11 protein-coding genes are annotated in these 12,333 nt (G+C 70.7%); all 11 read left to right on the top strand.

The genetic code is table 11. From position 1 onward, the window contains the following. Positions 1-267 precede the first annotated feature (267 nt). The 11 genes from ACFVWW_RS04880 (at position 268) to ACFVWW_RS04830 (ending at position 12,314) form a co-directional block, all read left to right on the top strand. A complete protein-coding gene (locus tag ACFVWW_RS04880) occupies positions 268-2,160 on the top strand; it encodes a DUF5941 domain-containing protein (RefSeq protein ID WP_386876746.1) in 1,893 nt (630 codons plus the stop codon). Then, the gene (locus ACFVWW_RS04875) at positions 2,157-2,906 is read left to right on the top strand and encodes a sugar phosphate nucleotidyltransferase (RefSeq protein WP_384191052.1); all 750 of its coding nucleotides are present in this window, start codon (positions 2,157-2,159) and stop codon (positions 2,904-2,906) included. Before ACFVWW_RS04880 ends, ACFVWW_RS04875 begins: the two co-directional genes overlap by 4 nt. Next, entirely contained in the window at positions 2,894-3,955 is a 1,062-nt protein-coding gene (locus ACFVWW_RS04870) for an iron-containing alcohol dehydrogenase family protein (protein ID WP_384191055.1), read from the top strand. The genes ACFVWW_RS04875 and ACFVWW_RS04870 overlap by 13 nt, the downstream gene beginning before the upstream one ends. Continuing rightward, complete coding sequence (locus ACFVWW_RS04865; RefSeq protein ID WP_384191057.1) at positions 3,933-4,718, top strand: CDP-alcohol phosphatidyltransferase family protein; 786 nt, start codon at positions 3,933-3,935, stop codon at positions 4,716-4,718. The genes ACFVWW_RS04870 and ACFVWW_RS04865 overlap by 23 nt, the downstream gene beginning before the upstream one ends. A gap of 5 nt (positions 4,719-4,723) precedes the next feature. Beyond that, positions 4,724-5,596 (top strand): glycosyltransferase family 2 protein, encoded by an 873-nt coding sequence (locus tag ACFVWW_RS04860; protein ID WP_384191125.1) that lies wholly within the window; start codon positions 4,724-4,726, stop codon positions 5,594-5,596. A gap of 98 nt (positions 5,597-5,694) precedes the next feature. Beyond that, positions 5,695-6,624: an ABC transporter permease gene (locus ACFVWW_RS04855; protein WP_386875950.1), complete on the top strand. Its 930-nt coding sequence runs from the start codon at positions 5,695-5,697 to the stop codon at positions 6,622-6,624. Continuing rightward, on the top strand, positions 6,617-7,402 hold the full coding sequence (locus tag ACFVWW_RS04850) for an ABC transporter ATP-binding protein (protein WP_384191063.1): 786 nt from the start codon (positions 6,617-6,619) through the stop codon (positions 7,400-7,402). Before ACFVWW_RS04855 ends, ACFVWW_RS04850 begins: the two co-directional genes overlap by 8 nt. Before the next feature lie 435 nt (positions 7,403-7,837). Beyond that, positions 7,838-8,758, top strand: a complete 921-nt coding sequence (gene hpnC, locus ACFVWW_RS04845) for a squalene synthase HpnC (RefSeq protein WP_384191066.1) — start codon at positions 7,838-7,840, stop codon at positions 8,756-8,758. Continuing rightward, the gene (gene hpnD / locus ACFVWW_RS04840; protein WP_384191069.1) at positions 8,755-9,705 is read left to right on the top strand and encodes a presqualene diphosphate synthase HpnD; all 951 of its coding nucleotides are present in this window, start codon (positions 8,755-8,757) and stop codon (positions 9,703-9,705) included. The genes hpnC and hpnD overlap by 4 nt, the downstream gene beginning before the upstream one ends. Positions 9,706-9,816: 111 nt before the next feature. Further along, positions 9,817-11,202: a hydroxysqualene dehydroxylase HpnE gene (gene hpnE, locus ACFVWW_RS04835; protein ID WP_386875947.1), complete on the top strand. Its 1,386-nt coding sequence runs from the start codon at positions 9,817-9,819 to the stop codon at positions 11,200-11,202. Beyond that, entirely contained in the window at positions 11,199-12,314 is a 1,116-nt protein-coding gene (locus tag ACFVWW_RS04830; RefSeq protein ID WP_384191075.1) for a polyprenyl synthetase family protein, read from the top strand. The genes hpnE and ACFVWW_RS04830 overlap by 4 nt, the downstream gene beginning before the upstream one ends. Positions 12,315-12,333 lie beyond the last annotated feature (19 nt).

The raw sequence follows: 12,333 nt of genomic DNA, 5'->3' as shown, positions 1-12,333 counted from the left end.
CACCCTAGGCCAGGTGCCGGGAAGGCTCCCGGGGCAGGGCTCGGCCCCGCCCGCGGCGTGGGGTTGCGGTTTGTGAGCGGGGGCGCGGATCGACAATGATGATCACCACGTGGGCCGATCATGGCTCAGACCACGGCGTCCGGGGCGTAAACGGGCGGTGAACTCAGTCTTCCGTTCATCCGATAGCCTCTGCCGACGTGCCGCCGCCCGGATCCCGGGTCACGTCGCCGCGCACGCAGCCCTGTCAGCGCCAAGGAGTGAGTTCGTCTGTCGACCGCCATCCTCACCGGTCCCCCGGTACCCGGATCGCCGCTCGAGGGCCATCTGCGGTCGTTGGGTTTCGAGGTACGTAACGCGCCGGACGCCACGGAAGCCGGGCAGCTCCTCGCCGCGGCCCCTGCGGCCGAACGCGTCGCCCTCGTCGACTCCCGCTTCGTCGGACATGTCCACGCCCTGCGGCTGGCCCTGACCGACCCCCGGTTCCCGACGGCCGCCGTGGCCGGGGCGCTCACCGCCCAGCCCGAGGCCCGCGCCGCGCTGCTGCGCGCCGTGACCACTGTCGTCGAGGGCGGTTCCCCGGCCCGGCCGGCGGACCACGCCTCCGGGAACGGCACAGCGGAACCTCACCGGACGTCCGCCACCACCGTGGCCCCGAGCGAGCCCCTCGCCGACCGGGTCGCCGCCGCGCTCGACGCCGACGGCGGCGCGGTCCAGCGACCCGAGCTGGGTTCGCTCGTCGCCGCCGTACCGGCCGACGCGAGCGCCAGGGAACAGGCCGAGGCCGCCGTCGAGGCCGTCGACGACGAAGCCGTACGGCTGCGCTCCGCCGTGAAGGCCCGCGACGGCTTCTTCACCACCTTCTGCATCAGCCCCTACTCCCGCTATCTCGCCCGCTGGTGCGCGCGCCGCGGTCTGACCCCGAACCAGGTCACCACCGCGTCGCTGCTCACCGCCCTGATCGCGGCGGCCTGCGCGGCCACCGGCACCCGCGGCGGATATGTCGCCGCCGGCGTGCTGCTGCTCTTCTCCTTCGTCCTGGACTGCACGGACGGGCAGCTCGCCCGCTACTCGCTGCAGTACTCCACGATGGGCGCCTGGCTGGACGCGACCTTCGACCGCGCGAAGGAGTACGCGTACTACGCGGGCCTCGCGCTCGGCGCGGCCCGGGGCGGCGACGACGTATGGGCGCTCGCCCTCGGCGCGATGGTCCTGCAGACCTGCCGCCATGTCGTCGACTTCTCCTTCAACGAGGCGAACCACGACGCGACGGCCGCGGGCAAGGCCGTGGTGGGCACCCCCACCGCCGCGCTCTCCAGCCGGCTCGACAGCGTGGGCTGGACGGTCTGGGTGCGCCGGATGATCGTGCTGCCGATCGGCGAGCGCTGGGCGATGATCGCCGTGCTGACGGCCGTGACCACGCCCAGGATCGTCTTCTACGCGCTGCTCGTCGGCTGTGGCTTCGCCGCCTGCTACACCACCGCGGGCCGCGTCCTGCGCTCGGTCACCCGCAGGGCCATCCGCACCGACCGGGCGGCCCAGGCGCTGGCCGACCTCGCCGACTCGGGACCGCTGGCGGAGGGTGTCGCCGGGGTGCTGGGCAGGATCAAGGCGTATCCGCCGTTCGGCTCCCGCGTCGTCATCGCCGCCCTCGGCGCGGCCCTGCTGGTGGCCGCCGCCTGGACGGAGCCGGTCGGCAGTCTCTGGGTCGTCGGCGCCGCCGTGCTGTACGCCGTCCTCTCCGGCGCCGCGGTCGCGCCGCCCCTCAAGGGCGCGCTCGACTGGCTCGTACCGCCGGTGTTCAGAGCGGCCGAATACGGCACCGTCCTGATCCTCGCCGCCCGCTCCGAGGTGAACGGAGCATTGCCTGCGGCCTTCGGCCTGGTGGCCGCCGTCGCCTACCATCACTACGACACGGTGTACCGCATCCGCGGCGGCACCGGCGCGCCGCCCCGCTGGCTCGTCCGGACGATCGGCGGCCACGAGGGCCGCACGCTGGTGGTGACCGCGCTCGCCGCCGTCCTGGTGACGCGGAACACGGACTTCACCCTGGCCCTGACGGTGCTCGCGGCCGCCGTGGCGCTGGTCGCGCTCGCGGAGTCCATCCGGTTCTGGGTGTCCTCCGGAGCCCCCGCCGTACATGACGAAGGAGAACCCGCATGATCGGCCTCGTACTGGCCGCCGGTGCCGGACGGCGTCTGCGCCCCTACACCGACACGCTCCCGAAGGCCCTCGTGCCCGTGGACCCGGCGGGGGAGGGGACCACCACGGTCCTCGACCTGACGCTGGGCAACTTCGCCGAGGTCGGCCTGACCGAAGCGGCGATCGTCGTCGGCTACCGCAAGGAGGCCGTGTACGCGCGCAAGGCCGACCTGGAGAAGACGTACGGCCTCAAGCTCACCCTCGTCGACAACGACAAGGCCGAGGAGTGGAACAACGCCTACTCCCTCTGGTGCGCCCGTGACGTCCTGACACAGGGCGTGATCCTCGCCAACGGCGACACCGTGCACCCGGTCTCCGTCGAGAAGACCCTGCTCGCCGCGCGCGGCGACGGCCGGCGGATCATCCTCGCCCTCGACACGGTGAAGCACCTCGCCGACGAGGAGATGAAAGTCATCACGGACGGTGACAAGGGCGTACGCCGCATCACCAAGCTGATGGACCCCGCCACCGCCACCGGCGAGTACATCGGGGTCACCCTGATCGAACCCGAGGCCGCGGCGGACCTCGCCGACGCGCTGAAGAGCACTTTCGAGCGCGACCCCGACCTCTACTACGAGGACGGCTATCAGGAGCTGGTCAACCGCGGCTTCACCCTCGATGTGGCCCCCATCGGCGATATCCCGTGGGTCGAGATCGACAACCACGACGACCTCGCGAAGGGCCGTGAGATCGCGTGCCTGTACTGACCCGGCTCATCCCGTCCCCGGTCGTCGTCGATATCAGCTGCGGCGCCCTGGACGATCTCGCCGGACTCCTCGCCGACCAGCGGATCTCCAGCTCGGGCCGGCTCGCCGTGGCGATGAGCCGCGGCTCGGGCCAGGCGCTGCGCGAGAAGCTCTCGCCGGTCCTGCCGGGTGCCGACTGGTTCCCCGTCGCCGACGGCACGATCGACTCGGCGGTGCAGCTCGCCGACGACATCAAGGGCAAGCGGTACGACGCCGTGGTGGGCCTCGGTGGCGGCAAGATCATCGACGTGACGAAGTACGCGGCGGCCCGGGTCGGGCTGCCGATGGTGGCCGTCGCGACGAACCTCGCCCACGACGGCCTGTGCTCGCCGGTCGCCACGCTCGACAACGACAACGGCCGCGGCTCGTACGGCGTCCCCACCCCGATCGCCATCGTCGTCGACCTCGATGTCATCCGGGACGCGCCGGTCCGCTTCGTCCGCTCCGGCATCGGGGACGCGGTCTCCAACATCTCGGCCATCGCGGACTGGGAGCTGTCCCACCGCGTCACGGGCGAATCCGTTGACGGCCTGGCCGCCGCCATGGCCCGTACGGCCGGTGAAGCCGTCCTGCGCCACCCCGGCGGGGTCGGCGACGACGAATTCCTCACCGTCCTGACCGAGGCGCTGGTCCTCTCCGGCATCGCCATGTCGATCAGCGGGGACACCCGCCCGTCGTCCGGCGCCTGCCACGAGATCAGCCACGCCTTCGACCTGCTCTACCCCAAGCGCTCCGTGCTCCACGGCGAGCAGGTCGGCCTCGGCGCGGCCTTCGCCATGCACCTGCGCGGGGCCCACGAGGAATCCCAGCTGTTCACCGAGGTGCTGCACCGGCACGGACTGCCCGTGCTGCCCGAGGAGATCGGCTTCTCCGTCGACGAGTTCGTCCGGGCCGTGGCCTACGCGCCGCAGACCCGTCCGGGCCGTTTCACGATCCTCGAGCACCTCGACCTGTCCACCGACCAGATCAGGGACGCGTACTCCGACTATGCCAAGACCATCAGTAGCTGAACTCCGTCCGGTCGTTCACCCGGAGGGCGTGAAGGACCGGCGCAGCGGAGAACACTGGGCCGGGCGCATGTACATGCGGGAGATCTCGCTGCACGTCGACCCGTACCTGGTGAACACCCGGATCTCGCCCAACCAGCTCACCTACCTCATGGTGGTCGTGGGTGTCATCGGCGGCGCCGCGCTGCTCGTGCCCGGTCTCACCGGTGCGATCCTCGCGGTCGTTCTGTTCCAGATCTATCTGCTGCTCGACTGTGTCGACGGCGAGGTGGCGCGCTGGCGCAAGCAGACCTCCATCACCGGGGTCTATCTCGACCGGGTCGGCCACTATCTGTGCGAGGCCGCCCTGCTGATCGGCTTCGGCATACGGGGCGCGGACATCTTCCACCAGAACGGCACGGCCACCAACTGGCTGTGGGCCTTCCTCGGCACGCTCGCCGCGCTGGGTGCGATCCTGATCAAGGCCGAGACCGACCTCGTCGATGTGGCCCGCCAGCGCAGCGGACTGCCCGCCGTCAAGGACGAGGCGTCCGCGCCCCGCTCCTCCGGTCTGGCCCTGGCCCGCAGGGCCGCGGCCGCGCTCAAGTTCCACCGGCTCGTCGGCGGCATCGAGGCCAGCCTCTTCATCCTCGTGGTGGCCATCCTCGACACGATCCAGGGCGATCTGTTCTTCACCCGCCTCGGTATCGCGGTCCTCGCCGGTATCGCCATAGTCCAGACAGTCCTGCACCTGGTCTCCATCCTGGCGTCCAGCAGGCTGAGGTGAGTGACATGCGGCTCGGCGCGGTGATCATCACCATGGGTGACCGCCCCGACGATCTGCGTGCGCTGCTCGAATCGGTCGCCCGGCAGAAAGGCGACCCGATCGAGATCGTCGTGGTCGGGAACGGCGCCCCTGTGGGCGGCGTTCCCGCCGGCGTACGGACGGTCGAGCTGCCGGAGAATCTCGGCATCCCTGGCGGCCGCAATGTCGGCATCGAGGCATTCGGGCCCGCCGGCTCGGATGTGGACGCCCTGCTCTTCCTGGACGACGACGGTCTGCTGCCGAACACCGACACCGCCGAGCTGATCCGGGAGGCCTTCGCGGCCGATCCCGTGCTCGGTATCGTCAGCTTCCGGATCGCCGACCCGGAGACCGGACTCACCCAGCGGCGGCACGTCCCGCGGCTGCGCGCCTCGGACCCGCTGCGGTCGTCCCGGGTGACGACCTTCCTCGGCGGCGCCAACGCCGTACGGACGAAGGTCCTCTCGGAGGTCGGCGCGCTGCCGGGCGAATTCTTCTACGCCCATGAGGAGACGGATCTCGCCTGGCGGGCGCTGGACGCCGGCTGGATGATCGACTACCGCGCCGACATGGTGCTCAACCATCCGACGATGCCGCCGTCCCGGCACGCGGTCTACCACCGTATGGTGGCCCGCAACCGGGTCTGGCTGGCACGCCGGAATCTGCCCGCCCCCGTCGTCCCGCTCTATCTGGGGGTATGGCTGCTGCTCACCCTCGTCCGGCGCCCCTCCGTACCCGCGCTGAAGGCATGGCTCGGCGGGTTCAGGGAGGGCTGGGCGACCCCGTGCGGTCCGCGTCGTCCGATGAAGTGGCGTACGGTATGGCGGCTGACCCGGCTGGGCCGACCGCCTGTCATCTGACAAGCTCGGTTCTGAGAGCATCGGGCGTACTCCCGGGGCCTGGCCCTCCGTGCCTGTGCCCGACCGGCTGCGCATCTTGAACACGAAAGTTTCAACTTGTGAGTGACACAACCCATGAGGGTGCGATCGCTGTGAGCACCCCGCCGTCGCCCGACGACGGTCTGACCTCGGCGGAGCTCGCCGCCAAGTACGGCCTGGCGGTGAGTGGTGCCCGGCCAGGACTGGCCGACTATGTCCGGCAGCTGTGGGGCCGGCGCCACTTCATCCTGGCCTTCTCCCAGGCGAAGCTCACGGCCCAGTACAGCCAGGCGAAGCTCGGCCAGCTCTGGCAGGTGGCGACGCCGCTGCTGAACGCCTTTGTCTACTACTTGATCTTCGGCCTGATCCTGGGGACCAAGAAGGACATCCCGCAGGATGTCTTCGTCCCGTTCCTGGTCACCGGGGTCTTTGTCTTCACCTTCACCCAGAGCTCGGTGATGGCCGGGGTCCGCGCCATCTCCGGCAATCTGGGGCTTGTCCGGGCCCTGCACTTCCCCCGGGCCTCGCTGCCGGTCTCGTTCTCCCTCCAGCAGCTCCAGCAGCTGCTGTTCTCGATGATCGTGCTGATCGTCGTGGCGATTGCCTTCGGCAGCTATCCGGCGCTGAGCTGGCTGCTGGTCGTGCCCGCGCTGGCGCTCCAGTTCCTCTTCAACACCGGTCTCGCGCTGATCATGGCGAGGCTCGGCAGCAAGACCCCCGACCTCGCCCAGCTGATGCCCTTCGTGATGCGCACCTGGATGTACGCCTCGGGCGTGATGTTCTCCATCCCGGTGATGCTCAAGGACAAGCCCGCCTGGATCGGCGACGTCCTTCAGTACAACCCGGCCGCCATCTACATGGACCTGGTCAGGTTCGCGCTGATCGACGGCTACGACAGGTCGAATCTGCCCGCGCATGTCTGGCTCGTCGCACTGCTGTGGGCTGTCCTCCTGGGCGTCGCCGGCTTCGTGTACTTCTGGAAGGCTGAGGAGCGGTACGGCCGTGGCTGATGACATCGAGCAGGGACGTATCCCCACGGTCATCGCCGACGAGGTGCACATCGTGTACCGCGTCAACGGCGGTGGCGGCGGCAAGGGAAGCGCCACCGCCGCGCTGAGCCGCATACTCCGCCGCGACAAGGGGGAGTCGCGGGGTGTCCGTAAGGTGCACGCCGTGCGGGGGGTCACCTTCACCGCGTACCGCGGCGAGGCGATCGGCCTGATCGGCACGAACGGCTCGGGAAAGTCGACCCTGCTGCGCGCCATCGCGGGTCTGCTGCCGACGGAGAGCGGCAAGGTCTACACCGATGGCCAGCCCTCCCTGCTGGGCGTCAACGCCGCGCTGATGAACGACCTGACCGGCGAACGCAATGTCATCCTCGGCGGCCTGGCCATGGGGATGACGCGCGAGCAGATCCGCGAGCGGTACCAGTCGATCGTCGACTTCTCCGGCATCAACGAGAAGGGCGACTTCATCACCCTGCCGATGCGGACCTACTCGTCCGGCATGGCGGCCAGGCTCCGGTTCTCCATCGCCGCGGCCAAGGACCACGATGTCCTGATGATCGACGAGGCGCTGGCCACCGGCGACCGGAAGTTCCAGATCCGCTCCGAGCAGCGGATCCGGGAACTGCGCAAGGAAGCCGGCACGGTCTTCCTGGTCAGCCACAGCAACAAGTCGATCAGGGACACCTGTGACCGGGTGCTGTGGCTGGAGAGGGGCGAGCTGCTGATGGACGGCCCGACCGACGAGGTCATCAAGGCGTACGAGAAGGAGACCGGCAAGTAGGCCGGTCCACCGGAACGGATCCTTCCGCACCGACGAAGCCCCTGCCGGACCGCTCCGGCGGGGGCTCCGCCGTGGTGGGAGGACCGCCGAGCCCCACCCGGCCACGGGCCGTCACTCGTCAAAGATTCAGTCAAGTCCTGTGGCGTGGGGGAAGGTTGGCCTGTATTGCGGCGTTGGCGTACTGCGCGCAACACCCGGGCGTGGTCCCCTTAGTCGTACAACGTAAGCTGTGCAGGTGCTGATTCGCGGCAAGTGGGGTGATACCCCCTGAGCATCCCACCCGCCAAACAGCGTTCTGTACTCAGGAGGGCGGGCGGCGTGTCCGAAATGGGATGTATTGGGTCAGCAGTGTAGAACGGGAGATGTGACGGCAATGACGGGAAATCTCCAGCTCCGCGAGGATGATTCCGCCGTCCACGTACTGGGAAGTCCGAAGTGACGGGCACCCCACAGGCGCGCCCCGACGCCGCCTCGCGCACCACGCTGGACAAGGCCGCGGACGAGAACTTCCCCGTGGCTCCGTTCTTCCTGCCGCGGGCCTGGCGCGACGATCTGATGGCCGTCTACGGCTATGCCCGGCTCGTCGACGACATCGGCGACGGCGACCTCGCCCCCGGCGGCGCGGACGCCGCGTACCTGGGTGTCGACGCCGCCCGCGCCGATGACCGGCCGGCCGTGCTCGACGCCTTCGAGGCCGATCTGCGGCGCGTCTTCGACCCCGCGGGACCGGCCCCCGGCCACCCGCTGCTGCGCGCCCTGACACCGGTCGTACGGCGCCGCTCCCTGACTCCGGAGCCGTTCCTCGGGCTGATCGAGGCCAACCGCCAGGACCAGCTGGTGCGGCGCTACGAGACCTACGACGACCTCCTCGCCTACTGCGAGCTGTCCGCCAACCCGGTCGGCCGGCTGGTCCTCGGGATCACCGGCACCGCGAGCCCCGAGCGCCTGCGCCGCTCCGACGCCGTCTGCACGGCGCTCCAGATCATCGAACACCTGCAGGACGTGACCGAGGACCTGGGCCGCGACCGTATCTATCTGCCCGCCGAGGACATGAAGCGGTTCCATGTCACCGACGCGGATCTGGCCGCCGCCACCGCGAACGCGTCGGTACGCGCCCTGATCGCCTTCGAAGCCGAGCGCGCCGGGCAACTGCTGAATGAAGGCACCCCCTTGGTGGGTAGCGTCCACGGCAGGCTCAAGCTGCTGCTCGCCGGATTCGTGGCCGGAGGGCGTGCCGCCCTCGCTTCGATCGCGGCCGCCGGGCACGATGTGCTCCCCGGACCGCCCAAACCCACCAAGCCGCGTCTGCTGCGTGAAGTGGGAGCTGTCTTGCGAAGTGCGCACAGAGAGGGGTGAGCCGGAACGTGGAGGGACAGACACCCGTGTCCGCGCCGGTACTGGCGGCCTACAGCTACTGCGAGGCCGTCACCGGACAGCAGGCCCGTAATTTCGCCTATGGCATCAGACTGCTGCCGACCGACAAGCGGCAGGCCATGTCCGCGCTGTACGCGTTCTCCCGGCGGGTGGACGACATCGGCGACGGGACACTCGCACCCGAGGCCAAGCAGGCACGGCTCGAGGACACCCGCGCCCTGCTGGACAGGGTCAGGGAAGGCAAGGTGGACGAGGACGACACCGACCCGGTCGCCGTCGCCCTCACGGACGCGGCACGGCGCTTCCCGATCCCGCTCGGCGGGCTCGACGAGCTGATCGACGGCGTCCTGATGGATGTCCGCGGGGACACGTACGAGACCTGGGACGACCTCAAGGTCTACTGCCGCTGCGTCGCGGGCGCCATCGGCCGGGTGTCGCTCAGCGTGTTCGGCAGCGGAACGGGCGCGCCCGGCGCCGAGCGCGCCGCCGAGTACGCGGACACGCTGGGGCTCGCCCTCCAGCTGACCAACATCCTCCGGGACGTCCGGGAGGACGCGGGCAACGGACGTACGTATCTGCCCGCCGACGACCTCGCCAAGTTCGGCTGCTCCACCGGCTTCCACAGCGCCACCCCGCCCGCCGGCTCCGACTTCGCCGGCCTGGTGCACTTCGAGGTCCGCCGCGCCCGCGCCCTGTTCGCCGAGGGCTACCGCCTGCTGCCCCTGCTCGACCGGCGCAGCGGCGCCTGTGTCGCCGCCATGGCGGGCATCTACCGCCGTCTCCTCGACCGTATCGAGCGCGACCCCGAGGCCGTCCTGCGCGGCCGGGTCTCGCTCCCGGGGCACGAGAAGGCGTACGTCGCGGTGCGCGGGCTCTCCGGCCTGGACGCCCGGCACATCTCCCGGCAGGCCGTCAGGAGGCGTGGCTGATGCGGCACTTCGATGCCCGGGTCGGTCCCTTCCCGCCATCCGCGCACCGGCGGGTCGCAACCCCGCGCCGGTATGACGCGTCCCTGACTGCGACGGTCCGAGGGGGCACGCATGACGACAGATGACGGCTCGCTGTCCCGCCACGCGGTCGTGGTCGGTGCCGGGCTCGCCGGGGTCACCGCGGCCCTTCAGCTCGCCGACGCCGGCGTGCGGGTGACACTCGTCGAGGGGCGGCCGCGCCTCGGCGGTCTGGCCTTCTCGTTCCGCCGCGGCGACCTCACCATCGACAACGGCCAGCATGTGTATCTGCGCTGCTGCACGGCGTACCGCTGGTTCCTCGACCGGGTGGACGGCGCCGCGCTCGCTCCCCTGCAGGACCGGCTGGACGTACCCGTCCTCGACGTCGGCCGTGCCCGGCCGCGGCTCGGCCGGCTGCGCCGCAACGCCCTGCCCGTACCGCTGCATCTCGCCGCCGGACTCGCGACGTACCCGCATCTCTCGCTCGCGGAGCGCGCCTCCGTCGGGCGGGCCGCGCTCGCCCTCAAGCGGCTCGACCCGGCCGATCCCGCCCTGGACGGCATCGACTTCGCCACCTGGCTCGGCCGGCACGGACAGTCGGACCGGACGATCGAGGCCCTGTGGGACCTGGTCGGCGTGGCGACCCTGAACGCGACCGCGCCGCACGCCTCCATGGGGCTCGCCGCGATGGTCTTCAAGACCGGGCTGCTCTCCGAGCCCGGCGCCGCCGACATCGGCTGGGCGCACGTCCCGCTCGGCGAGCTGCACGACACGCTGGCGCGCAAGGCCCTCGACTCCGCGGGGGTGCGGACCGAGCTGCGCACGCGCGTGAACGCCGTCTCCCGTGCCGCCGAGGGCGGCTGGCACGTCGACGTGGACGGCGAGCGGCTCGACGCGGACACCGTCGTCCTCGCCGTACCCCAGCGCGAGGCCCACGCCCTGCTGCCCGCGGGCGCCCTCGACGACCCCGACCGGCTGCTCGACATCGGCACCGCGCCGATCCTCAACGTCCACGTTGTGTACGACCGTAAAGTGCTGCGCCGTCCCTTCTTCGCCGCGCTCGGCAGCCCGGTGCAGTGGGTCTTCGACCGCACCGACGCGTCCGGACTCACGGACGGCCAGTATCTGGCGGTGTCCCAGTCGGCCGTCGAGGACGAGATCGACCTGCCGGTCTCCGAACTGCGCGCGCGTTACCTCCCCGAGCTGGAACGCCTCCTGCCCGCCGCCCGGGGCGCGGAGGTACGGGACTTCTTCGTCACCCGGGAGCGGACAGCGACGTTCGCGCCCACGCCCGGCGTGGGCCGGCTGCGGCCCGAGGCCCGTACCCGCGTCCCCGGCCTCTTCCTGGCCGGCGCATGGACCGCCACCGGCTGGCCCGCGACCATGGAGGGCGCCGTGAGAAGCGGCTTCAGCGCCGCGGGCGCTGCCCTCTCCGAGCTCGGTCGCCGCCATGAACATCCCCTGCAGGAGGCGGCATGAGCCCGAGTACTGCACCTACGAGTACTGGAACAAGAGGAGAGACCGTGCCGACTGTGCCCCCGGCGAATCCGGCTGTCGACACCGCGGACGTCTACGCGCTGCTGGAGCGCGGGCGGAGCCTGGCCACGCCGGTGCTGCGCGCCGCCGTCAACCGGCTCGCCCCGCCCATGGACACCGTCGCCGCCTACCACTTCGGCTGGATCGACGCCGAGGGCCGGCCCTCCGACGGCGACGGCGGCAAGGCGGTGCGCCCGGCGCTCGCGCTGCTCTCCGCCGAAGCGGCGGGCGCCGCTCCCGAGAAGGGGATCCCCGGCGCCGTCGCCGTGGAACTGGTCCACAACTTCTCACTGCTGCACGACGATCTGATGGACGGTGACGAGCAGCGCCGCCACCGCGACACCGTCTGGAAGATGCACGGTCCCGCTCAGGCGATCCTCGTCGGCGACGCCCTCTTCGCGCTCGCCAACGAAGTGCTGCTGGAGCTCGGCACCGTGGAAGCGGGCCGCGCGACCCGCCGATTGACCACCGCCTCCCGCAAGCTGATCGACGGTCAGGCCCAGGACATCTCCTTCGAGCACCGCGAGCGGGTCACCGTCGAGGAATGCCTGGAGATGGAGGGCAACAAGACGGGCGCCCTGCTCGCCTGCGCCGTCTCCATCGGCGCGGTCCTCGGCGGCGCCGACGACCGGACGGCCGACACGCTGGAGGCGTACGGCCATCACCTCGGTCTCGCCTTCCAGGCCGTCGACGATCTGCTCGGCATCTGGGGCGATCCCGGGGCCACCGGCAAGCAGACCTGGAGCGATCTGCGCCAGCGCAAGAAGTCCCTGCCGGTCGTCGCCGCGCTCGCGGCCGGCGGACCCGCCTCGGAACGGCTCGGTGAGCTGCTCGCCGCCGACGCCAAGAGCACCGACTTCCAGAACTTCTCGGAAGAGGAATTCGCCGCCAGGGCCGCGCTGATCGAGGAGGCGGGCGGCCGCGAGTGGACCTCCCAGGAGGCCCGCAGGCAGCATGCCGTCGCCATCGAGGCCCTGGATGGCGTAGACATGCCGGAAAAGATCCGCGCGCAGCTCACCGCGCTCGCGGACTTCGTCGTCGTACGAAAGAGATGATCACTATTCGCATATGACC

Origin of the sequence: Streptomyces sp. NPDC058198, assembly GCF_042882605.1 — a bacterium.
Classification (GTDB): domain Bacteria; phylum Actinomycetota; class Actinomycetes; order Streptomycetales; family Streptomycetaceae; genus Streptomyces.
Note: the sequence above shows the minus strand (reverse complement) of the source record. Positions and strands in the feature narration are given on the sequence as shown.